General features: G+C 66.9%; 20 protein-coding genes and 1 tRNA gene. 12 read left to right on the top strand and 9 right to left on the bottom strand.

Features of this window, described 5'->3' with window-relative positions; genetic code table 11:
- Nucleotides 1–130 precede the first annotated feature (130 nt).
- The gene (locus KPL74_07200; GenBank protein QWT21785.1) at nt 131–466 is read left to right on the top strand and encodes a type II toxin-antitoxin system HicB family antitoxin; all 336 of its coding nucleotides are present in this window, start codon (nt 131–133) and stop codon (nt 464–466) included.
- Between the two features lie 6 nt (nt 467–472).
- Here the strand turns inward: KPL74_07200 and KPL74_07205 are convergent, their stop codons facing one another.
- Both KPL74_07205 and KPL74_07210 read right to left on the bottom strand, forming a co-directional pair.
- The gene (locus tag KPL74_07205; protein ID QWT21786.1) at nt 473–817 is read right to left on the bottom strand and encodes a hypothetical protein; all 345 of its coding nucleotides are present in this window, start codon (nt 815–817) and stop codon (nt 473–475) included.
- Between the two features lie 112 nt (nt 818–929).
- Nucleotides 930–2,885: an SUMF1/EgtB/PvdO family nonheme iron enzyme gene (locus KPL74_07210; GenBank protein ID QWT21787.1), complete on the bottom strand. Its 1,956-nt coding sequence runs from the start codon at nt 2,883–2,885 to the stop codon at nt 930–932.
- A gap of 107 nt (nt 2,886–2,992) precedes the next feature.
- Between KPL74_07210 and rnd the strand changes: the two genes are divergently transcribed.
- The 11 genes from rnd (at nt 2,993) to pgaD (KPL74_07265) (ending at nt 14,129) form a co-directional block, all read left to right on the top strand.
- Nucleotides 2,993–4,114 (top strand): ribonuclease D, encoded by a 1,122-nt coding sequence (gene rnd / locus KPL74_07215; protein ID QWT21788.1) that lies wholly within the window; start codon nt 2,993–2,995, stop codon nt 4,112–4,114.
- Nucleotides 4,115–4,170: 56 nt separating this feature from the next.
- Nucleotides 4,171–4,246, top strand: a tRNA-Ala gene (locus KPL74_07220).
- 172 nt (nt 4,247–4,418) lie between these two features.
- Nucleotides 4,419–5,186, top strand: a complete 768-nt coding sequence (locus KPL74_07225; GenBank protein ID QWT21789.1) for a hypothetical protein — start codon at nt 4,419–4,421, stop codon at nt 5,184–5,186.
- A gap of 83 nt (nt 5,187–5,269) precedes the next feature.
- The gene (locus KPL74_07230) at nt 5,270–5,758 is read left to right on the top strand and encodes a hypothetical protein (GenBank protein QWT21790.1); all 489 of its coding nucleotides are present in this window, start codon (nt 5,270–5,272) and stop codon (nt 5,756–5,758) included.
- A gap of 10 nt (nt 5,759–5,768) precedes the next feature.
- Entirely contained in the window at nt 5,769–6,407 is a 639-nt protein-coding gene (locus KPL74_07235) for a MarC family protein (protein QWT21791.1), read from the top strand.
- A 202-nt stretch (nt 6,408–6,609) separates the two neighbouring features.
- Nucleotides 6,610–7,848, top strand: a complete 1,239-nt coding sequence (pgaC, locus tag KPL74_07240; protein ID QWT22589.1) for a poly-beta-1,6 N-acetyl-D-glucosamine synthase — start codon at nt 6,610–6,612, stop codon at nt 7,846–7,848.
- Complete coding sequence (gene pgaD / locus KPL74_07245) at nt 7,845–8,345, top strand: poly-beta-1,6-N-acetyl-D-glucosamine biosynthesis protein PgaD (protein ID QWT21792.1); 501 nt, start codon at nt 7,845–7,847, stop codon at nt 8,343–8,345. The genes pgaC (KPL74_07240) and pgaD (KPL74_07245) overlap by 4 nt, the downstream gene beginning before the upstream one ends.
- 192 nt (nt 8,346–8,537) lie before the next feature.
- Complete coding sequence (pgaA, locus tag KPL74_07250) at nt 8,538–10,553, top strand: poly-beta-1,6 N-acetyl-D-glucosamine export porin PgaA (protein ID QWT21793.1); 2,016 nt, start codon at nt 8,538–8,540, stop codon at nt 10,551–10,553.
- A 5-nt stretch (nt 10,554–10,558) separates the two neighbouring features.
- On the top strand, nt 10,559–12,442 hold the full coding sequence (gene pgaB, locus KPL74_07255) for a poly-beta-1,6-N-acetyl-D-glucosamine N-deacetylase PgaB (GenBank protein QWT21794.1): 1,884 nt from the start codon (nt 10,559–10,561) through the stop codon (nt 12,440–12,442).
- Complete coding sequence (pgaC, locus tag KPL74_07260; GenBank protein QWT21795.1) at nt 12,439–13,689, top strand: poly-beta-1,6 N-acetyl-D-glucosamine synthase; 1,251 nt, start codon at nt 12,439–12,441, stop codon at nt 13,687–13,689. The genes pgaB and pgaC (KPL74_07260) overlap by 4 nt, the downstream gene beginning before the upstream one ends.
- Nucleotides 13,686–14,129 (top strand): poly-beta-1,6-N-acetyl-D-glucosamine biosynthesis protein PgaD, encoded by a 444-nt coding sequence (pgaD, locus tag KPL74_07265; protein QWT21796.1) that lies wholly within the window; start codon nt 13,686–13,688, stop codon nt 14,127–14,129. The genes pgaC (KPL74_07260) and pgaD (KPL74_07265) overlap by 4 nt, the downstream gene beginning before the upstream one ends.
- Before the next feature lie 32 nt (nt 14,130–14,161).
- On the opposite strand, the gene egtB is transcribed toward pgaD (KPL74_07265), so the two are convergent.
- The 7 genes from egtB to KPL74_07300 form a co-directional block, all read right to left on the bottom strand.
- Entirely contained in the window at nt 14,162–16,333 is a 2,172-nt protein-coding gene (gene egtB / locus KPL74_07270) for an ergothioneine biosynthesis protein EgtB (GenBank protein ID QWT21797.1), read from the bottom strand.
- A 17-nt stretch (nt 16,334–16,350) separates the two neighbouring features.
- Entirely contained in the window at nt 16,351–16,728 is a 378-nt protein-coding gene (locus tag KPL74_07275) for a DUF427 domain-containing protein (protein QWT21798.1), read from the bottom strand.
- 223 nt (nt 16,729–16,951) lie between these two features.
- Complete coding sequence (locus tag KPL74_07280) at nt 16,952–18,037, bottom strand: cyclopropane-fatty-acyl-phospholipid synthase family protein (GenBank protein QWT21799.1); 1,086 nt, start codon at nt 18,035–18,037, stop codon at nt 16,952–16,954.
- Complete coding sequence (locus KPL74_07285; protein QWT21800.1) at nt 18,034–18,822, bottom strand: DUF1295 domain-containing protein; 789 nt, start codon at nt 18,820–18,822, stop codon at nt 18,034–18,036. The genes KPL74_07280 and KPL74_07285 overlap by 4 nt, the downstream gene beginning before the upstream one ends.
- Nucleotides 18,819–20,051, bottom strand: a complete 1,233-nt coding sequence (locus tag KPL74_07290; GenBank protein ID QWT21801.1) for a cyclopropane-fatty-acyl-phospholipid synthase family protein — start codon at nt 20,049–20,051, stop codon at nt 18,819–18,821. The genes KPL74_07285 and KPL74_07290 overlap by 4 nt, the downstream gene beginning before the upstream one ends.
- Complete coding sequence (locus KPL74_07295; protein ID QWT21802.1) at nt 20,032–20,820, bottom strand: DUF1365 domain-containing protein; 789 nt, start codon at nt 20,818–20,820, stop codon at nt 20,032–20,034. Before KPL74_07295 ends, KPL74_07290 begins: the two co-directional genes overlap by 20 nt.
- Nucleotides 20,817–22,085: an FAD-dependent oxidoreductase gene (locus KPL74_07300; GenBank protein QWT21803.1), complete on the bottom strand. Its 1,269-nt coding sequence runs from the start codon at nt 22,083–22,085 to the stop codon at nt 20,817–20,819. Before KPL74_07300 ends, KPL74_07295 begins: the two co-directional genes overlap by 4 nt.
- Nucleotides 22,086–22,088: the final 3 nt, after the last annotated feature.

Raw genomic sequence — 22,088 nt, forward strand, 5'->3', positions numbered from 1 at the left:
ACCGCAGGAATCGGATTTCCCCGACGCGTGAAAGGGACTTCGGCCGGTTAGCAGCGACAACTCGCGCGACTATGGTTTTCGGTACCACTTTTCGGTACCATTTGATGAAACCAAGTCACGTACGAACCAGATGAATAACATCATGAACATCGACGGCCACCGCGCCGTGGTCCTGTACGACCCGGAGATCGACATGTTCCGTGGCGAGTTCGTCGGCCTTAACGGCGGCGCGGACTTCTACGCCAACGACGTCGGCGGCCTGCGCCGCGAAGGTTCCATTTCGCTGCGCGTTTTCCTCGACGCATGCGCACAGGCGGGCATCCCGTCCGTGCGCTCGTTCTCCGGAAAATTCCAGGCACGCGTCCCGGCCGAACTGCACCTGCGCTCGTCCGAGGCAGCCGCGGCACGGGGCATCAGCCTCAACCAGTTCGTGCAGCAGGCGATCGAGCGCGAGCTCCGCGCCTGAGGGCATTCAGCGCGCCGCGACCACCGCCGGGTATTCGGTGGTCGTTTCGAACTCGGCGTAGGGGGCGCTGCTTTCGCGCATCTCGGCGAGCGGCATGCGCTCGGCGACGCCCATGAGGCGAATGCGCAGCGCGGCGACCTCGCGAATCTTTTCCGAGGCGGCGAAGGAATACTCGTTGGTCATTTCAAAGGCGGCGACCACGTTGCCGTCTTCGCTGCGCATGATCCAGGGGCGGCGTGCCGTGATCAGGCCGGCACGCTGCATGGCCTCGTAGATCTCCAGCAAAATCGCTACCACCAGCTCGGTGCGGCCGGGAAAGGGGCGATAACCTACGATGATCGACGTCGCCAAGGGCCAGCCTCGTCCGGTGAGATAGACGCGACAAGCATCCGCAGCAACACCGTGTTTAGTCAAGCGGGTTGTCGTGCGGATTCGGCAAAGCGATGCGCAGGATGGGAAAGGCCTACAGCTCGCGCGCGACGCGGAAGCCGACGCGGGCACTGCGCAGGTCGGCCGTGGCACCCTGGCGGTAGGCCGACCGGACCATGTCCGGTGCGCTGCCCCACGAACCGCCGCGGATGACGCGCCGGCCGCAACCGGGATTGACCCAGGCTTCGCCACTGCGCGGGGCACGGATGTAATTGTCGTGCCAGCAGTCGGCGACCCACTCCGAAACGTTGCCGCCCATGTCGTACAGGCCGAACGGGTTGGGCGTGAAACTCATCACCGGTGCCGGCCCCCAGTAGCCGTCCTTGTAGGCGTTGAAGGCGTTGCTCCAGCGTCGCCCGGAGCCGGAGCGGTCGTTCGCACCGGTGAGGTTTTCCACATGCGACGACGGCGTGCCATCGCCCCACCAGTAGCGGGTGGTGCTGCCGGCACGCAGCGCGTATTCGAATTCCGCCTCGCTTGGCAGGCGATACGTCTTGCCGCTGCGCTGGGAGAGCCAGTCCGCGTAGGCCTTGGCATCGTTCCACGAGACGTTGACCACCGGTAGCCGGTCGGCACCCGGCTTGCCGGCGTAGTCGTCCTGCCAGGTCGCCGACGCATCGTCGCGCAGGCCGCCGCTCTGTTCGTCATAGACGCTGCTGCCACCGAGCGTCTGCGACTGCGGCACGTAACCGCTGGAGCGTACGAAATCGCGGAACTGGCCGATGGTCACGGCGCTGCGCGACAGCGCGACACCCTTGGCGATCTCCACCTCGTGCGACGGCGCTTCGTTCGCGTCGTGCCCCGTTTCGCCATCGGGCGAACCCATCATGAACTTGCCGGTGGGGACTACGACCATCGCCGGCGCCTGCCCGGTCGAATCGACGAAGCGATCGGCGAACACCTGGCCGGGCTTGTAGCTGGCGTAGAGCTTCGCGTTGGTCACGCGCTCGTTGAAATCGTCGATGCCGGCCAGGTCGGGGCTTACCTGCTGGGCTTTCGCCGCAAGCTGCTGGGCCAGTTCCAGGTTGCCACCATCCAGCGCGGAACGGGCCTGGGCCAGCATGGCCGCGCCACTCTGGCGGCGCATGCCTTCGATCCGGCCGCGCGTGTCCTGCAAGGCTTGCGAGCCCGGCTCGATCGCCGCGGCTTCGGCCAGGGCGTTGTCGGCCGTCGTGAAATCGCTCTGGGCGACAGCCGCAAGGGCGCGATCGAGCACGACGTGCTGCACCTGGCCGATGCCCTGGATCGCCACCGCATTCTGCGGGTCGAGCTGGAGCACCTGCCGATACGTGTCCAGCGCACTGTCGCCATGCGGCTGGCTCGCCTTGCCGGCCTGCAACTGCGTTGCTGCCGTGGTCAGCAGCGGGCGCACCTTGTCGAGCACGGCCAGTTGCTGCAGCAGCGGCTGCGCGTCCTTCGCGCCGTTCGGCAAGGCTTTGAGCGCCGTCAGCGAGTCACGCGCGGCGTCGGCATCGCCCAGCGCGATGTCCTGTTCGATCTCCGCGGCCAGGCGCGCGCGGATCTCGTCCATGCCCGCAAGCGCGCGCTGGCTATCCTGCTTCTCTTTCAATGCCGTGGCATACAACGCCGCCGCGCTGTCCTTGCCACCCACGAGGCGATCGGCGGCGAGGGCCTTGTCGGCGCGATCCAGCAAGGCGCTGAACTCCGGCGTATCCGGCGTGGCCTGGGCAGGCAGTGCGGCTTCCGGCGTCTTGTCGCGACGCCGTGCGGCGATGACCGCCGCCGGGGCGAGTACCAACGGTGGCCCCGCATCGACCTCGGAGGCGACGGCTTGCGGCGCCGCCTGCGGACGCTGGTCGAACCCCATGGTGCCCGGCTGGCTGCGCGCGGGCGTGCGCGCGGCTTGCTGGCCCGGATCGACGTGCAGCAGTTGCGGGAAAAAGTGATAGAACAGGGCGAAAGCGAGCACGGCCACGCCAAGCGAACCGCCAATGGCGCGCTGTCGGCGGACGGTCTCGGTGTTCGGCATGGTGGGCGGTTCCGCGTGGGCCTGCTATCGTGCGGTGCCACCTTAGGGAATCGTGCGCTGCAGGGCAACACGTGACGCACGGCTCCGTTTACTTACAAGGACGCCCCATGTCATCGAGCGAACTCGCTCACGCCGCCCCCTGGATCGAACGCCGCGACGAGCTGGACGCCTGGCTCGCACCCGTTGCCGCCGGTGCCGTCGTCGGCCTCGACACGGAATTCATGCGACGGAACACCTTCTATCCGCAACTGGCGCTGTTGCAGCTGGCGCACGAAGGACGCTACGCGCTGATCGACCCGCTGGCCGTGCCGCTGGGCGAAAGCCTGCGCCCCGTATTCGCCGACGCACCGGTGGTCACCGTGATGCACAGCGCCGGTGAAGATCTCGAAGCCCTCGCACCGTTCCTGCCGGACGGCCCGCACACCCTGTTCGATACGCAGATCGCCGCGGCCTTCGTCGGCATGGGCCTGGGCATCAGCTATCGCGCCCTGGTCGCCGACCTGGTCGGTGCCGAGCTGGACAAGGGCGAGACCCGCAGCGACTGGCTGCAGCGCCCTCTCACCGATTCGCAGAAGCTCTACGCCACCCTCGACGTCGTCCACCTGCATCCGGTCCACGCCATCCTCACCGAGCGCCTCGCCGAACGCGGGCGCGAGGCGTGGCATGCCGAGGATTGCGCGCGGATGAAGCGTCGCGCGAGCCAGCGCGAAGGCGACCCGCAGCCGCAACGCGGGTTCAAACCGGCGGCCGACTGGCCGCGCGAACGCCAGGCCCTGCTCCGCCGCGTCCTGCGCTGGCGCGAGACCACCGCCCGCGCGCTGGACAAGCCGCGCTCGTGGCTGCTCGAAGACGCGCACGCCCTCGACCTCGCCGGCAAGCTGCCGGAGACGCTCGCGAAGCTGGAAGAACTGACCCGCGGCACGCGCTCCCTGCGCTCGGCCCAGCGCGAGGAACTGTTCGCCCTGCTGCGCCGGCCGGTGGAAGCCGACGAGATCGAGGCCACGGCGACGATCGTCGGCCACCCCATGGGCGATGCCAAGCGGGCCATCAACGAGATGCGCAGCGCGGTCGACACCCTCGCCGGCCATCTCGACCTCCCTCCCGGCCTGCTCTGCTCGCGCCGGACCATGGAGGAATACGTCATGAGCGGCGGTGAGTGGCCCGAAGCGATGGAAGGCTGGCGTCGCGAGGTGCTGTTCGACCGGCTCTCGGCGCTGCTGCCGCATTGAGCTTTTCCGGGGGCTTGGCGCCCCCGGGACGGCCTGATAACATCCAACGCTCACGTGGGGCGGTAGCTCAGCTGGGAGAGCGCTGCGTTCGCAATGCAGAGGTCGGGAGTTCGATCCTCCTCCGCTCCACCAATATCTAACGACGAGAAGCCCCGAAGGCATCGCTTTCGGGGCTTTTTTTCTGGCCGCGAAGCGGCGACCCGTTTCAGCAAACCACCGCGCATTGGTAAAAGATCGCGTTTCGACGCATGGGGATCATGGGCGGCGCGGCCGGGGGCCGTTCGCAGGTCACCAGGGACCGCCGATGCTACCCATTTTCGTGTCGCTGCTCGTCCTGATCCTTGCCTGTGGCAGCCTTTACCTCGGCGAGTGGATCGCACGGCACCTGCCCGAACAACACCGTGTCTACGAAGCGCAGAAGGCCGCGCAGTTCGGCATAAGCATGATGGCTACGCTCGCGGCGCTGGTCCTGGGTTTCATGGTGACCTCGGCGCGCGCCACGTTTGACCGGGCCAACGACGACATCATCGGCGTGTCGACCTCGGTCCTGCTCATGGACCGCGCGCTGTCGGGCTACGGGCAGGAAACCGCGCCGATCCGCGCCAACCTGCGCGCGTTCCTTGCCCGTGCTACCGAGCGCGTGGCGCCGGGTGGCGAGATGGAGAAGATCGCGTTCCGCCTGCCCCATACCAGCCTTAGCCTCATCACCGAACTGCAGCAGGCCATCCTCAAACTGCAACCCGATTCCGACGCGAAGTGGTGGTTCCAGCATCGTGCACTGCAGATCACCGAAGACCTCGGCAAGGAGCGGATCCTCACCTCCGAGCACGAGAAGGCTTCCGAGCCGACGCCCCTGCTGGTCGTGGTCACGGCGTGGATCGTGTTGATCTTCATCGGCATGGGGATCTTCGCCATGCATAACCCGTCGGTCCGCGTCGTGATGTTCTGCACCGCCCTTGCCTTCTCCGGCTCGATCTTCCTGGTCATGGAACTGGAAGCGCCCTATACCGGCCTGCTCCGGGTATCGGGCGAGCCGCTTACGCAGGCCGCCGCGGAACTGGCCCTGCCCTGATGCCGTTCCTGCGCACGACGGTGCGGTCTCACGGCGCCGTGGCAATGCTACGCTCGGCTGGCCAACCCCACGGAGATCGAAGGATGAAGATCGTCAAGGTTTGCGTCGCCCTGGCCCTCGTGGCTTCCGGCGCGGCGATGGCGTCCACGCAGGTATCGGGCGACGTAACGCGCACGCTACGCGATGCGGACGCCCGCAAGGTCCGGCCCGAGGTGATCAGGCGCTTCGACGCTTACGCCGCGGAAGGTTGGGCGGGCAGCAAGGACAAGCCCATCTCCGAAGGCGTCGCACCGCTGAAGTCGGGCACGGCCCAACAGTTCATCTACCAGACCCACTCGCGCCTGGACGGCACCTCGATGACCCAGGTCGAGTCGCAGCGGATCAGCCAGTGGTGCGTGGCCAGGGACAACGGTCGCGTGGCGACCTATCGGATCGAGGAAGACCTGCAGCCGAAGGGCAGCGTGTTCGGTGACGGCTGGAAGCTGATGTCGGTGCAGATGCGCCTGCGCGACGCCTGCCCGTCCGAGGTCGTCTCGACCGATCCGCGCGACGCGGTCGCCTCGGATAGCTGAGCCTCCCGGCATGTCCTTCGACATCACCTTCGCCATCAAAGTGTTCACCGCGATGTTCGCGATCATGAATCCGATCGCGAACGTGCCGCTGTTCCTGTCGCTGACCGACGGCCTGACCGAAGCCAACCGGCGCAAGGTCGCCTGGGCGGTGATCTTCGCGGTGAGCATCGGCTGCGTCGTCGCGGCCGCGCTCGGCGGGGCGATCCTCGCCGTGTTCGGCGTGACGGTGAACGACTTCCGGCTCGCCGGCGGGGTGATGGTCTTCCTCATCGCGCTGGACATGCTGCACGGCGCGCCGAGCAGCCAGCACGCGCCGACCGTCTCCGAGGCGGAAGCCATGGCCGAGGCCGAAGACGTCGCGGTGTATCCGTTGTCGATTCCCCTGCTGTTGGGCCCGGGCGCCATCGCCACGCTCATCGTGCAGGGGCAGACCGCACGTAATACCAACATGGCCCTGGCCTTCGCGGTCGGCCTTGGCGCCTTCCTCGTCGTGCTCGCCATTTCGCTGCTCGGCGCACCCTACGTGGCGCGCTACCTGTCACCCAAGGCGGTCGGCATCGCCCGGCGCCTGATGGGCATGATCCTGGCCGCGATCGCGGTGCAGATGATCGTCAGTGGCCTGCGCAACGCCTTCCCCAGCCTCGGCTAACCGTCCCGAAATCGGCAGGAAACCTGAACGGATTCGGCATTCCGTCGACAAAACGTGCACACTCAGCCCCCGAAAGTGCCGGAATTGCGTAGACCGATGGTGGCCCTAAGCCATTGGTTTCAATCGATCTAGCACAAGGAGGCTCGACCATGGCGAACGGCAGGCTCGACATGGAGACCAGCGGATGACGGCAGATGCATCGGTGATGCATTCGCTGCTCCAGTACGCTTTTTACTACCCCTGGGTGATGTCGCTGCTCTGGATGAGCGGCGGGCTGGTGTATTACCTGCGCACGGAACGGCACATGGACGATCGCGAATCGCCCGCGCCGCTCGCGGAGTACCCGTTCGTCAGCCTGGTGGTGCCCTGTTTCAACGAGGGTGAGCAGGTTCGCGAAACCATCCTGCACTTGGCCGCGCAGCGCTGGCCGGACTTCGAGATCATCGCCGTCAACGACGGCTCGTCCGACGACACTGGGGCGATCCTCGATGCATTGATGCGCGAGCAACCGCGGCTGCGCGTGATGCACATGGAATCCAACCATGGCAAGGCGATGGCGTTGCGTGCCGCGGCGCTCGCCGCGCAAGGCGAATACCTGCTGTGCATCGATGGCGATGCGCTGCTCGACGATTACGCCACGCACTGGATGGTCTCGCGGCTGATGCGCAACGTCCGCGTGGGCGCGGTCACCGGCAATCCGCGCATCCGCAATCGCTCCACGCTGCTGGGCAAGCTGCAGGTGGGTGAGTTCTCCTCGATCATCGGCCTGATCAAGCGCGCGCAAAGTGTCTACGGCCGCATCTTCACCGTGTCCGGCGTCATCGCCGCGTTCCGCAAGAGCGCGTTGCACGACGTCGGTTACTGGAACACCGACATGGTGACCGAAGACATCGACGTGAGCTGGCGTTTGCAGATGCGCCATTGGGAAGTGCAGTACGAGCCGAATGCGCTGTGCTGGATCCTTATGCCGGAGACCATGCGCGGCCTGTGGAAACAACGGCTGCGCTGGGCCCAGGGCGGGTCCGAGGTACTGCTGCGTTACGCAGGCGACCTGCTGCGCTGGCGCCAGCGCCGGATGTGGCCGCTTGCGATCGAATACATCCTCAGCGTGGCGTGGTCGTACATCATGGCCACGATCATCGTGCTGTGGCTGCTGGGCAAGTTCACCGACGTACCGCCACCGTTCCACGTCGCGTCGCTGGTTCCGCAATGGCATGGCGTCGTGCTCGGCGTCACCTGCCTTACCCAGTTCATGCTGAGCCTGCTGGTCGACCGCCGCTACGAGGCGCGGATCGGCCGCCATTACTACTGGATGATCTGGTACCCGCTGGCGTACTGGATGCTCAACACCGCGACCTCCGTCGTTGGCCTGCCGCGGGCGGCATTCCGTCGCCACGGTAGCCGGGCAACGTGGGTCAGCCCTGACCGGGGAGTCCAATGAAAGCCGATAGCATCCTGATCGATCGTCCCGAGAAGCAGTCGCTGCCGCGCCGCATCGTCTATGCCGCGCTCACCGTGGTGGCCTGGCTGGCGTGGGGATTCCTGTGGCTGCCAGCGTTGCACGTGCTGGCCGACAAGCTTGGCCTGCCCGCCGCGTGGGAGCGCTGGATCCCCGGCGTCGTGCTCGGCAGTGCGCGTGAGATCACCGACATCATGTGGATCGCGCCGTTGAGCCTGCTGGTGATCGTCGCCTGGTCGTTCTATGAGAGCCGCCAGCGCAGGAAAACACGCCAGCGGCGCAAGAAGGCGCAGCCAGTGCCGCTGCCTGCGGCCGCGGAAGTGTTGAATACCTCCGTGCACGACGCCCTGCTGGTGCAGGAAAGCCGCCGCGCGGTCATCCAGGTGGACGGCGACGACCACATGGTGGTCCCGGAAGCCGACGCACCGGCCAACAACGTGACGGACATCCCCGAGCGTCGGCGCAAAACCGCCACGTAAACAATTTTGTCATTTTTGGCACTACCCTTGCATCCATGACGGCAAGCCCGTCGACGTGCCAAGCGGACGGCGCTCTCACATTCTCAACCGTTGCCGGAAATGGATAGCGCGGCGGCAGGAATAAGGTCACAAGGCAGTATGCAAATCATCAGCACGACACCGCCGCGCCCAACGCGCGTGCCACGGGGACGCTTGTGCCTGGCTTTGGCGCTTGCCCTCCACGGCCACGTGGCGCTGGCGGCGACGACGAATCCAGAGCGTGACGCGTTGTTGTCGCAAGTGCGCACCGAGCGCGACCAGGGCCACCGTGTTGACGCCCTGCGTCATGTGCAGGCGATCCTCGATCGCTGGCCCGACGACCACGATGCCCTGGAACTGAATGTCGCCCTGCTGAGCGATCTCGGTGCAACCACTCGCGCCCGCGAGCTGGCCAGCTCGCTGCGGCCGCCGAAGTCGCCGGCTGACGGTGCACGCCTGGCTGCCGACCACGTTTCCCACGAAATCCGCTGGGCCAACGGCGAGCCGGCCGATCCGCGCACGCCTTATGCCGAGGCCGACAAGGCAGTCGCCGACGCCCGCCGGCTGGCCGACGACACCTCTTTGCCCGCCGACCTGCGCCGACGCGAGACGTTCGACCTGCTGGTGGCGCTGGACCAGGCCGGCCGGCCCGACGAAGCCATCCAGCGTTACGAGCAACTGGAGAAAGAGCACGTCGACCTGCCTGCTTATGTGGAGCGTGCCGTCGCCGACGCCATGCTGGTCAAACGCCGGCCGCTGGAGTCGGCGAAGCTTTATGAAGACAGCATCCGCAAGGAGCCCGGCCCGTACGCAGGCACCGACAGTGAGCCGCGCATCGGCTTGATGTATGCCTATTCCGAATCCGGCCAGACCGACAAGGCGTTCGCCACCATCGACGAACTGGCCGCGAAGGAACAGCCGTGGGTACGCGTGCGCGGGATTCGCCTGCCGATCCAGAACGCGCGCAAGGTCGATGCGGACCTGAATGCCGCGGTGTTGCGCAACACGGTGGGCCTGACCGAATCGGCCTACGACCGTCTCAACGCGATGAGCCGCGAGGCACCCGCCAACGCGCAGATCCGCCGCGAACTGGGCAACACCGAACTACAGCGCGGCTGGCCGCGCACGGCACTGGACGATTTCCATATCGCCTCGACGCTCAACCGTCGCGACGCGAATGCGTTGATCGGCGAAGCGGATGCGTATCGTGCGCTATACCAGTACGACCAGGTCGACGAAACGCTTGCCGAGGCGCAGACGCTGGGCGATCGCAATGGCCAGGTCGATCGCGCGGTGCGCTCGTGGGACCGCCAGCGTGGCTGGCAGTTCGACCTGAGCACGGAACAGGGCAAGGGCTCGAGCCCCGACTATGGCGACCGTGACGGCACCACCCAGGCCACCCTGGCCAGCCCGTTGATCGACGATCACTGGCGCGTGCTCGCGCTCGGTCGTTATTCAACGGCCGACCTGCCCGAAGGCGGCGTCCGCCGTACCCGTGCGGGCGTGGGTATCCGTGGCTATGCCGAAGGCATCACCGCCTACGTGCAGGCCTTGCCGGCGATGGACCGCTACGTCGGCAAGACCGCGCTCGAGGCCGGCTTCGACTGGTCGCTGACCGATCGCTGGGCCGTGGCCGCCGATTTCAGCACCGCCGGCGAAGACACGCCGCTGCGCGCGCAGTACTACGGCATCTCGGCGAAGACCCTGGATACCGCGGTGACCTGGCGCGCCAACGAACTCACCGAGGCACGCCTGGGCGTGTCGCGCGACAACTTCAGCGACGGCAACAAGCGCACCAGCTGGCTCGCCTCGCTCACCCAACGCCTGCACACCGCGCCGAACCTGACGGTGGACGGTGGCGTGGAAGTGGGCGGATCGATGAACACGCAGACCGATCGCCCTTACTTCAATCCGCGCCGCGACAACAGCTACGCGCTCACCGGCCGCTTGCAGAACGTGCTCGGCCAGTTCTACGACCGCAGCGTGAGCCAGCGGCTCGACGTCGCCGTCGGCCAGTACGCCGAGCAGGGCTATGCCACCGACTGGATGGCCAGCGTGCGCTACGGCCAGATCCTGCAGGCGCGCGATGGCCTGCGTTTCGGCTGGGGCATCGGCTGGCACAACCAACCTTACGATGGTCGCCGCGAGCATCGCGTCGTCCTCGACCTGACGCTGCACTGGGGAGAATGAAAGTCATGCGTCCGCTGTTGTTCCTGCTAGCCCTCGCCGGGCTCGCCCTGCCCGCCTTCGCGCAACCGGTCGCGCCAGTCGCGCCGGTGCATCCGAACCTGGTGGTGCTCGCCTACCACGACGTCCGCGACGACGTCGGCCTCGATGCCGACCGCGATCCGGACGCGACCAGCACCGACCACCTGGTGTCCCACTTCGACTGGTTGAAGGCCAACGGCTATCACGTCGTCACCTTCGACCAGGTGCGCGAAGCCGCGCGCGGTGGCCGGCCGTTGCCAAAGGACGCCGTGCTGCTCACCTTCGACGACAGCCTGGAAAGCTTCTACACGCGTGTTTATCCCCTGCTGCGTGCCTATAACTATCCGGCGCTGTCCGCCGTGGTCGGCTCATGGATGGACCTGCCCGATGGCAAGCGCATGCCATACAACGGCAGCGACTGCGACCGCTCGTGCTTCCTGACCTGGGACCAGGTCGCCGAGATGCAGAAGTCCGGTCTGGTGGAGTTTGCCTCGCACTCGTATGCGCTGCACCAGGGCAACAACGGCAACCCGCAGGGCAACCAGATGCCTGCCGCCGCCTACATCGGCTACGACGACGCGACGAAGCACTACGAAAGCGAAGCCGAATACGCCGAGCGCGTGCGCGCCGACCTGGCCAAAAGCGCCGACGAAATCGCCGCGCACACCGGCGTGCGCCCGCGTGCGATCGCGTGGCCGTACGGCGCCTTCACCCGCGTGGGCCAGGACGTCGCCGGCCGCCTGGGCATGGACATTTCCTTCAGCCTGGGCGACGCGATTCCCTCGCTCGGCGCAGGCGGCACGATCCCGCGCCTGCTGGTCAGCGGCAATATCACGGCCAACCGGCTGGGCTGGCTGATCCGCCACCAGGCCCGCGTCGAGGCCACGCGCGCCGTGCAGGTCGACCTCGATTACGTGTACGACCCCGATCCCGCCCAGCAGGATCGCAACCTGTCCAAATTGCTGGACCGGATCAAGCGCATGCATCCCACCCAGGTGTGGCTGCAGGCGTATGCCGACCCGGATGGCGATGGCGTGGCCGACGCGGTCTACTTCCCCAGCCGCCACCTGCCGATGCGTGCGGACCTGTTCTCGCGGGTCTCCTGGCAGCTGCGTACCCGCGCAGGCGTGCAGGTGTACGCGTGGATGCCGGTGCTGGCCTTCCGCTTCCCCAACGAGAAGAACCTGCCCTCGCTCGCCGGCGAACCCGCGCCCGGGGGCGACCACTACCGCCTGGCGCCTTATGACCCGCGTGTCCGCCAGCTCATCGGCGACACCTTCGAAGACCTTGCCATGCACACCGACGAAGCCGGCGTGCTGTTCTCCGACGACGCCTACCTTCGGGATACCGACAACCTTGGTCCCTGGGCAAAGAACACGCCCGCGCAGAATACCCAGGCCCTGATCGACTTCACGCGGGAACTGACGGCGCGGATGAAGAAGTGGCGCCCGCAGCTGCTCACTGCGCGTAACCTTCTGGCACGCCCGGTGCTGCAACCGAATGCCGAAGCATGGACGGCACAGTCGCTGGGCGCGTTCGTGAATGCCTACGACATGACCGCGATCATGGCCATGCCGCAGCTCGACCAACAGTCCGACCGGCTTGGCTGGTACCGCAACCTGGTGTCGAAAGTGCTGGAGCAGCCCGGTGCCGCGGATCGCACGCTGTTCGAGTTCGCGACCTATGACTGGCGGAAGAAGAAGCGGATCGACGTGGGTGACCTGACCGAGCGCATGCGTGCGACCCAGGCGGCGGGTGCCCGCCACATCGGCTACTACCCGGACGATTTCCTGCACAACCACCCGGACCTCGAAACCATTCGTCCGTTTATTTCAGCATCCGACTACCCGTATCCGGTGCCGGCGCGATGAACGGCGGCGTGCTGCATTTCCTGCTCGAGTTCGCCTTCTTCTACCCGCTGGCGATGTCGCTGGTGTGGATGAGTGGCGGCGTCATCTATTACCTGCGCTGGGAGCGCAACGAGCCGCTGCGGGTGAAGCCGCCCGAGCTGGCCGAGTACCCGATGGTGTCGCTGGTGGTGCCCTGCCACAACGAGGGTGAGCAGGTGCGCGAGACCATCGCCCACCTGGCGTCGCAGCAGTGGCCGAACTTCGAGATCATCGCGATCAACGATGGTTCCACCGACGATACCGGTGCGCAGCTCGACCAGCTGCTCGACCAGTATCCGACGCTGCGCGTGATCCACATGGCCTCCAACCAGGGCAAGGCCATGGGCCTGCGTGCCGCGGCGCTGGCGTCGAAGGCCGACTTCCTGGTCTGCGTGGACGGCGACGCCTTGCTCGACGACTACGCCACGCACTGGATGGTCTCGCACATGCTGGAAAGCCCGCGCGTGGCCGCCGTCACCGGTAACCCGCGCATCCGCAATCGTTCCACCCTGCTCGGCAAGCTGCAGGTGGGCGAGTTCTCGTCGATCATCGGCCTGATCAAGCGCGCGCAGCGCGTGTACGGCCGCATCTTCACGGTGTCCGGCGTGATTGCCTGCTTCCGCAAGAGCGCCCTGCATGACATCAATTACTGGAACACCGACATGGTGACCGAGGACATTGACGTAAGCTGGCGCCTGCAGATGCGCCACTGGGAGATCCGCTACGAGCCCAACGCCCTGTGCTGGATCCTCATGCCGGAAACGGTGCGCGGCCTGTGGAAGCAGCGCCTGCGCTGGGCCCAGGGCGGCTCGGAGGTGCTCTTGCGCTACACCGGCAAGTTGCTGCACTGGAAGCAGCGCCGGATGTGGCCGGTGGCCTTCGAATACTTCACCAGCCTGCTGTGGTCGTACACCATGGGCACGATCATCGTGTTGTGGGCGCTCGGCAAGCTAATGCCGCTGCCGCCTTCGCTGTATATCGATACGCTGCTGCCGCAGTGGCATGGCGTGGTGCTGGGCATCATCTGCCTGCTGCAGTTCGGGATCAGCCTGTTGGTCGACCGCCGCTATGAAACGCGCATTGGCCGCAATTATTACTGGATGATCTGGTACCCGCTGGTGTACTGGCTGCTCAACACGGCGACCTCGATCGTCGCGTTGCCCAAGGCGCTGCTGAAGCGCAAGGGCACGCGCGCGGTATGGGTCAGCCCGGACCGGGGACTGCGATGAAAGCCGAAGCCATCGTCATCCAGCGTCCGGAACGCCAGAGCGGCGCGCAGAAGGCCGCGTTCGGCCTGGTCACTGTCGTGCTCTGGGTCGGCTGGGCCATCCTCTGGCTGCCACTGGTCACGCTTGGTGCGTGGGCCTATGGCATCCGCGATGCACTGTCGCAGTTGCACCTGCTCGACCCGATCACCGACGGCGGCGACATCCACATCGTCATCCTGGTCGCACTCGCCACCGCGATCAGCTTCAGTGCGTGGTCCGGCTACAACTACGCCCGGTTCGTCGGCCGGCAGAAGCGTCGCGGCAATTCGCCGGTGGGCGTGGCCGAGACGGCCGCGACCATCGGTGCGACCACCGACGACGCCGTGCGCATGCAGGACACACGGCGTGCCGTGGTCAGCGTGTCCGACGAGGGTTTCATGACCCTCACCGACGCACGCTGAGCCTGGGCGAGAACGGCCATCGGCCGCTTCCGCTACACGGCCTTCAGCAGGAACACGCCGAATGCAGGCTCGGCGGAGATCCATTCCCGCTCGATCGTCCAGCCGGAAGCCGCCGCAAGCGCGGCGAACGAGGCCGGGGTGAACTTGTGCGAGTTCTCGGTGTGGATCGTCTCGCCGGCGGCGAAGCTGAAACGCTGCCCGTTCAGATGGACCACCTGGGCGACCCGGCTCTCCAGGTGCATCTCGATGCGTGCCTTCGCCGCGTTCCAGACGGCGCGATGCTCGAACGTGCCGACATCGAAGTCCGCCCCTAGCTCACGGTTTGCCCGCACCAGCACGTTGCGATTGAACGCGGCGGTGACGCCTTCCGCATCATCGTACGCAGCGAGCAGGGTCTCGACGGCCTTGACCTGGTCGGCGCCGACGATGAAGCGTGCGCCGCGTCCCAACCGGCGACGCACCGAGCGCATGAGCTCGATCGCTTCGCCCGCTTCGAAATTGCCGATGGTGGAGCCCGGAAAGAACGCCACCAGCGGCTTGCCGGCGAGCTTGTCCGGCACCTCGATGCCCCGGGTGAAATCCGCGACCACCGGCAGGATCGGCAGCGCCGGATACGCGGCGCGCAGGCGCTCCGCGGCACCCTGTAGCGCGTCCGGGCTGATGTCGACGGGCACGTAGGCCGCCAGCGTCGGCGACGCATCCAGCAGGAGCCGTGTCTTCTCGCTTGCGCCGCTGCCCAGTTCGAGCAACACCGCATCCTCGGGAATCGCCGCCGCCAGTGCCGGCGCGATCTCGCGCAGCAGGGCCGTCTCCGTCCGCGTGGGGTAATACTCGGGCGTGGCGCAGATCGCTTCGAACAACGCGGAGCCCGCGCCGTCGTAGAAGTATTTCGGCGAGAACGCCTTCGGCGTCGCCGCCAGTCCTGCCAGCGTGTCGCGCAGGAAGCCCGCACGCTCGTCATCGTCTGCGGCCGGAAGGTCGCGCGCCAGGCGCAGGCCAGCAAACATCCAGCGCTGCGCGGGACGGTAGAAGTTGCGATAGGAAGGCCGCGAATGCCCGGGCGGCGTGATCGATGCACCGCCACGCAGCACCATCTGCCCACTCATGAACTTGCCGTTGTATTCGCCGACGGCGTCGTCCGCCGCGCGAAAACCCGGGTATGCCGTGTAGGCGCTGGCGGTCCACTGCCACGCGGTGTCGGCCACCTGTTCCAGGTCATGTCGCGTGCGCACGGCGTGCTCCCACTCCGCTTCGGTCGGCAGGCGCGCGTCGGCCCAGCGCGCATACGCGTCGGCCTCGTAGAAGCTCACGTGGCAGACGGCGGCATCGGGATCCACCGGCCGCCAGCCGCCCGGCGTCATGTGGAACCAGGCATCGCCTTCGCGCTGCCAGTACAGCGGCGCGTCCCAGCCCTCGGCCTGCGCCTGCGCCCAGCCGTCGGACAACCACAGTTCCGGCCGGCGGTAGCCGCCTTGCGCGATGAAGGCCAGCCACTGACCGTTGGTCACCAGCCGGTCGGCAAGCTGGAAGGGTTCCAGCCACGCCGTGTGCCGCGGACCTTCGTTGTCGAACGCGAACGGCTCGTCGGCGGCGCCGATCCGCACGGGACCACCGGCGACATGCCGGTAGCGGGCGGCGGGGCCTGCGCCCATGGATTGCCAGCCCGGGTCGATCGCGGGCTTGAGCGGCGACTGGGCAAACAGGTGCTGCACGTCCATCACCAGCAGCTCCTGGTGTTGCTCCTCGTGGGCGAGGCCCAGCCGCAGCAGCGCCTCGCGTTCGCCGTCGAGCCCGCTGGCGATGAAACGGCGCATGTGCGCGTCGACGTGCTCGCGGTAGGCGCGCACGCGTTCGATCCCGGGCCGGGTCAGCAGGCCGCGCATCGGCCGCGGATGGCGCGGGCCGATCGCGTCGTAGTAGGAATTGAAGAGGTAAGCGAACACGGGGTCGAACACCTCGTAACCGGGCAGGTTCGGACCCAAAAGGAAGGTTTCGAAGAACCACGTGGTGTGCGCGAGGTGCCACTTGGCGGGGCTGGCATCGGGCATCGACTGGGCCAGCATGTCCTCCGCGTCGAGGTGGGCGACCAGCGCGCCACTGCGGGCGCGCACGGCGTCGTAGCGCTCGGCGAGCGTCGGGGCGGGCGTCGCGGCGTCGATGACGGCCGCGGCGCCCGTGTTACAGGTGTCGAGGATGGCTTGCAAGGGGAAACTCCGGCGGATCAGTCGGGCGTGTGCTCGATCGTCACGCGGTCGGGGTAGAAGGCCAGGTGCTCGCGGATCGCCGCCACGGCATCCGCGGGCGTCTCGTAGGTCCAGATGGCATTGATGGCGCGTTCGCTGTTGCCGGGCAGGCTGAAATACGATGCCTCGCCCTTGTAGGGGCACCAGGTGGCGTGTTCCGTACGGCTGAGGCTGGCCATGTCGGCATCCTCGCGCGGGATGTAGAACACGGCGGGATAGGTCGATTCCTTCAGCGTCAGCGCGTTGCGGGTATCGGCGATGACGACATCGCCATCCCGCACCACCACGCGTCCACCCGAAGGCGTGACGGTGATCGGATGGTCGGGGCCGGGGATCCTGATCGGGCGGGAGGACATCACGCGCTCTCCTTCGTTGCGGGCATGCAGACACACGATCGTGCGACCGCCGTGGGGCAAAGCCAACCCAACGCACTGGAAAAGGTGAAATGTCGCGCAGGCACAAATGGCAGGATTGGACGTTCCGACCCTGGCTGTTGGGGGCGGGTGGGAGCGTGTGGGGCGGAGGAATCGCGCGCGAGCGGGGTTGCACAGGGCGGACTCATCGCGCGCAGGCGCGCTCCTACAGGAGGGGGCGGGCGAAGCGGTAGTGGGCGACCATCCATTCGCTGCCGCCGGCATAGCCGAACAGCTCGGCGCAGGCCATCCAGAACATCCGCCAGCGCTGGAACCAGAGGCTGGCCGCGGCACCATAGGCCTCGGTCAGCACGGCCATCACCGCGTCGCGGTTCTCGTCCTGGCGCTGCAGCCAGTGGTTGGCGGTCTTTTCATAGTGCGTGCCGTCGACCAGCCAGCGGTCTTCGATGCGCAGGTCGTCCTGGAACCAGAGCAGCGTATCGGCGGCCGGCATGATGCCGCCGGTGAAGAAATGCCGGGCCATCCAGTCGTCGTCGCCATCGGTCTCGAACGGGTACATCAGCGTGCGATGGGCGAAGATGTGCACGAACAGCTTGCCGCCGGGTTTCAACCAACGGCCGATCCGGCCAAGCAGGGTGGCGTAATTGCGCATGTGCTCGAACATTTCGATCGACACGCAGCGATCAAAGGCCTCGTCCGCCAGTGCCAGCACGTTGACGTCGGTGGTGATGACCTGCACGTTGGTCAGGCCCTGGGCGACGCATTGGGCCTCGATATGCCGCCGCTGCGGTGCGGAGTTCGACACGGCGGTGATCTGCGAGCGCGGAAAACGCCGCGCCATCCACAGGGTCAGCGAACCCCAGCCGCAGCCCAGTTCCAGGATCGCCTGGCCGTCGGCCAGCTCCGCGCGCTCGGCGTACAGCGCGAGCATCGCGTCTTCCGCTTCCTCGAGGGTCATGCCCGGCCGGGGGTAATAGCAGGACGAATACTTCAGCCGCGCGCCGAGGCACTGGGTGAAAAAGGCCGGCGGCAACTCGTAGTGCTGCGCGTTGGCGGCGTCGGTATGGATCGCGACCTGGCTGTGGCGAAGCGCGTCGATCCGCTGCTGGAAGCGCTCGGCCGTGGCCGCCACGCCGCCGCGCGATTCGTCGGCCAGCCGCTTCGCGCACAGGCGACGGATCCCCAGTCGCAGCAGGGCATCCGGGAGCACGCCGCGTTCGGCGAGGCCAGCGAGCCCCGGTGCGGCACGATCTTCGCGGGCGTAGCCCGTGGGGTTGACGATGGTGTTCATGCGTCCTCGCTTGAATGGCCGGGAAACCAGGGAAAGAACATCGGCGTATCGCGCTGGTAGCGGCGATAGTCGTCGCCGCGCGAGCGCAGGGCCTGCTTTTCGGTGAAAGGCACGCCACTGACGTAGCGCAGGAACAGGTACATCACCACCGGGCCGCTCCATGCCAGCCAGCCCAGTGGCGAACCTATGGCGAGGAAGACATAGGTGAACCAGTGCAGCCATTCGAAGAAATAGTTCGGGTGCCGCGAATAGCGCCACAGGCCATCGCGACAGGTCTTGCCGCGGTTGGCCGGGTCAGCGCGGAAGCGCGCCAGCTGGCGATCGGCCAGCGACTCGCCGGCTACGCTGGCGATCCACGTGGCCAGCGCGGGAAGGACCCAGCCACCGGCGCCTTCGGCATTCGCGGCCACCGCGATGAACGGCACCGCGAACACGGCGACGAGGAAGGCCTGGAACTGGAAGAACGCAAAGAACTTGCCCTGGTGACCATGCCAGTGCGCACGCAGCTCGCGATAGCGTCCGTCTTCCGGCTCGCCCTGCACGCGATGCCACAGATGCAGGGCCAGGCGAAGGCCCCACAGGCCACCCAGCACGGCCAGCCACACGCGGGTCGGCCCTGCCCCGCTTCCCAGCAGCGCCGCGAACACGGCAGACACGCCGAGCCCCGCCGACCACAACGTATCCACGATGCCCGCGTTGCGCTTGCGCCGCTGCCATGCCCAGCCGGCGGCCATCACCCACGCGGCCGACAGCCAGATCGCCAGGAGCGTGTTGACCGTGCTCACGCCAGCGGACCCGGACGCGCGAACAGCAGGTGCGAAACCCCGATTGAACCTTCGAGGAACCCACCTTCGCAATACGCGAGGTAGAACTCCCACAGGCGCAGGAAGCGCTCGTCGAAGCCCTGCCCGCGCGCTTCGCCCCGCGCACCCATGAAGCGCTCGCGCCAGGCATGCAGCGTGCGCGCATACGACAGGCCGAAGTCATCCTGGCGAACGAGCGCGAGGTCGGACACGCGCGTCTTCGCCGCAAGCATGGCCTGGATCGACGGAATGAAGCTTCCCGGGAACACATGGCGCTTGATGAAATCCACCGAACGCAATGCCTGGGCGTAACGATGGTCTTCGATCGTGATCGCCTGCAGCAACGCGCGGCCACCGGGTCGCACCAGGCTGCCCAGCTTCGCGAAGTACGTATCAAGGTAGGCCGCGCCGATGGCCTCGATCATCTCGATCGAGACCAGCTTGTCGTACTGGCCTTCCAGGTCGCGGTAGTCCTGCAACAACAGGGTTACCCGGTCGCCCAGGCCGGCATCTTCGATGCGTCGCGAGGCCAGCGCATGCTGCTCGCGCGAAATGGTGGTCGTGGTGACGTGGCAGCCGTAATGCTGCGCGGCATGCAGCGCGAAGCCGCCCCAGCCCGTGCCGATCTCCACCACCCGATCGCCGGGGACTAGTTCCAGCCACTGGCAGACCCGGTCGAGCTTGCGTCGGGAGGCCGTCTCGAGCGTGTCGTCCGCACCGTCCCACAAGGCCGAGGAATACATCAGGTCATCGGACAGGAACAGGCCGAAGAAGGCGTTGCCCAGGTCGTAGTGCGCCGCGATGTTGCGCTGGCTGCCGCCACGCGTATTCCGCCGCAACGCGGCCCACGCCTGCATCACCCAGCCACCCACGCGCGCCATGCCGCCCTCCATGCCATCAAGCAGGTCACGGTTACGCACCAGCAGGCGAATCAGTCCGACCAGGTCGTCGCAGGACCACAGCCCGTCCATGAAGGCCTCGCCGGCACCGACGCTGCCGTTCGCGGCGACCGCACGGTAGAAACCGGCGTCGTGCACACTGACGTGCACGCTGAGCGCGTGGCCGGGCTCGCCGATCTCGACCCGGCCCATGGCGTCGCTGAGCACCAGCCGGCCATGCCGCAGCCCGGCCATCCGGCCAAGCAGTTGGCTGCGCAGGAAACGCGAGCCGCGCGAAAACGCCGGCGAGGTGTCACGGGCGATGACGTTCATAGCTTTCCTCGGCAAGTTTGCCCGGGTGGTCGTGCACCGGGTTGCGCTTGAGCCACAACCGAAGTGCTTCGAAATGGATGGCGCCGACGACCTTCGCGGTCATCAACGGATAGCGCCACAGGATGCGCGCCAGCGAGGCACCGGTCAGCGGCCGGCGACCCAGCGCAAGATGCGCATCGAACTCACGCTCACCGTCGCGGAACACCTCCATGTTCACCCGCAGCCATTCGCCCGGCGCAGTGAAGCGCCAGCGATACGTGCGCTCCATCGGCATGAATGGCGACACGTGGAATGCCTTGGGGAACGTGGCATCGACCGCGTGCGCGCCTTCCGCGTCGGCCGGCAGGACATAGGCGTGGCGTTCGTGCCAGGGCGTGTTGGTGATCTCGGCCAGCACACAGGCGAGGGTTTCGCCGTCCGCCTCGTAGCAATAGTAGAAACTCACCGGATTGAAGACGAAGCCGGCATAGCGCAGGTGCGCAAGCACGCGTACCGGCCCCGTCGGGCGCTGGCCAAGGGTCAGCGCGGCACGGTCGCGCACGGCATCGGCGAGCGGCACGTCAGCCGGGCCGTAATAATCGGTGCGACGGAACTCGGCGAGGTTGCGCCGGTCGGCCGACCACAGCCAACGCTTCGCGAACACCCGGTCGACCTCGTCCAGGTCCAGCCATAGCTGGGCCATGCGATAGCGGAACGCGTGCGGATGCGGCGCGTGGCGACGATGGGTCACCACCCCTTCGTACACGGCGCTGGCGAACGGCTCGCTCATGCAGGCAACCGCCGTCGCGTGGTGGCCACGGCGTCGAAGGCGTGCGCGAGTTCCACGGCGCTGCGCATGCCATCTTCGTGGAAGCCCCAGCCCCAATACGCGCCAGCGAACCAGGTGCGGCGCACGCCCTGGATTTCGCCTCGCCGGGCCTGGGCCGCGACCGACGCATGCGAATACACGGGATGGTGATAAGCCATCCGCCGCAATACCTTGGTCGGGTCGATCGCGTCGGTCCGGTTCAGGGTCACGATGAATGGCTCGGGCGAGGTGATCCCTTGCAGGATGTTCATGCAATAGCTCACCGTGCAGGCATCACCCGGCCTGGCCGGCACCCATGCATTCCACGCCGCCCACGCCTTGCGCGACCGCGGCAGCAGCGTGGCATCGGTATGCAGCACGGTGTCGTTGGCCTGGAAACGTATCGCACCCAGCACCTCGTTTTCCGCCGGCGTGGGATTGGCAAGCAGCGCCAACGCCTGGTCCGCATGGCAGGCGAGCACCACCTCGTCGAAGGTTTCGCTGCCGCGATGCGTGATCACGTCCACCCGATCGTCGTGGCGGCGCACCGACATCACCGGCGTCGCCAGCCGCTCCTGCACCTGCCAGCGGGCACGCAGCGCCTCGACATACCGTGCCGAGCCGCCGCTGACCACCCGCCATTCCGGCCTGCCCGAGGCTTGCAGCATGTGGTGGTTGGCCATGAAGCGAACGAGGTACTTCGCCGGGAAGCCAAGGATGCCGGTGGACGGCGACGACCACAGCGCGCAGGCCATCGGCACGAGGTGCTCGTCGCGGAACGCCGTGCCGTAGCCGCCCTGGTCGAGGTACTCGCCGAGCGTCGGCCCCTCCCCCGTCATCGACAGCAACGCCGGGGCTTCGCGGTAGAAGCGGAACAGATCGCGCAGCATGCCGAGGAAGCGCGGCGAGACCAGGTTGCGTCGCTGGCAGAACAGCGTGTCCAGGCGCGTGGCGTTGTATTCCAGCCCCGACGCTTCGCTGCGCACTGCAAAGCTCATGGTCGTCGGCCGGGTGGCCACGCCGAGCGTCTCGAACAGGCCGGTCAACAACGGATAATGCACGGGGTTGTGCACGATGAAGCCGGTGTCCACCTCGTAATCCTGGCCCTGCATCGTCACGCGATGCGTATGCACGTGGCCACCTATACGATGACTCGCTTCGAACAGCACCACCTCATGGCCCTGCCGCGAAAGCAGCCATGCCGATGCCAGCCCGGCGATTCCCGACCCGACCACTGCGACGCGCATCGA

The organism is Bacillus sp. NP157, assembly GCA_018889975.1.
Taxonomy (GTDB): Bacteria; Pseudomonadota; Gammaproteobacteria; order Xanthomonadales; family Rhodanobacteraceae; genus Luteibacter.

What these genes read in the sequence shown, in the direction of transcription:
- KPL74_07200 (QWT21785.1), top strand. Translation starts at nt 131, where the DNA reads ATGAATAACATCATGAACATCGACGGCCACCGCGCCGTGGTCCTGTAC.
- KPL74_07210 (QWT21787.1), bottom strand. Translation starts at nt 2,885, where the DNA reads ATGCCGAACACCGAGACCGTCCGCCGACAGCGCGCCATTGGCGGTTCG.
- rnd (QWT21788.1), top strand. Translation starts at nt 2,993, where the DNA reads ATGTCATCGAGCGAACTCGCTCACGCCGCCCCCTGGATCGAACGCCGC.
- KPL74_07225 (QWT21789.1), top strand. Translation starts at nt 4,419, where the DNA reads ATGCTACCCATTTTCGTGTCGCTGCTCGTCCTGATCCTTGCCTGTGGC.
- KPL74_07230 (QWT21790.1), top strand. Translation starts at nt 5,270, where the DNA reads ATGAAGATCGTCAAGGTTTGCGTCGCCCTGGCCCTCGTGGCTTCCGGC.
- KPL74_07235 (QWT21791.1), top strand. Translation starts at nt 5,769, where the DNA reads ATGTCCTTCGACATCACCTTCGCCATCAAAGTGTTCACCGCGATGTTC.
- pgaD (QWT21792.1), top strand. Translation starts at nt 7,845, where the DNA reads ATGAAAGCCGATAGCATCCTGATCGATCGTCCCGAGAAGCAGTCGCTG.
- pgaB (QWT21794.1), top strand. Translation starts at nt 10,559, where the DNA reads ATGCGTCCGCTGTTGTTCCTGCTAGCCCTCGCCGGGCTCGCCCTGCCC.
- pgaC (QWT21795.1), top strand. Translation starts at nt 12,439, where the DNA reads ATGAACGGCGGCGTGCTGCATTTCCTGCTCGAGTTCGCCTTCTTCTAC.
- pgaD (QWT21796.1), top strand. Translation starts at nt 13,686, where the DNA reads ATGAAAGCCGAAGCCATCGTCATCCAGCGTCCGGAACGCCAGAGCGGC.
- KPL74_07275 (QWT21798.1), bottom strand. Translation starts at nt 16,728, where the DNA reads ATGTCCTCCCGCCCGATCAGGATCCCCGGCCCCGACCATCCGATCACC.
- KPL74_07280 (QWT21799.1), bottom strand. Translation starts at nt 18,037, where the DNA reads ATGAACACCATCGTCAACCCCACGGGCTACGCCCGCGAAGATCGTGCC.
- KPL74_07290 (QWT21801.1), bottom strand. Translation starts at nt 20,051, where the DNA reads ATGAACGTCATCGCCCGTGACACCTCGCCGGCGTTTTCGCGCGGCTCG.
- KPL74_07295 (QWT21802.1), bottom strand. Translation starts at nt 20,820, where the DNA reads ATGAGCGAGCCGTTCGCCAGCGCCGTGTACGAAGGGGTGGTGACCCAT.
- KPL74_07300 (QWT21803.1), bottom strand. Translation starts at nt 22,085, where the DNA reads ATGCGCGTCGCAGTGGTCGGGTCGGGAATCGCCGGGCTGGCATCGGCA.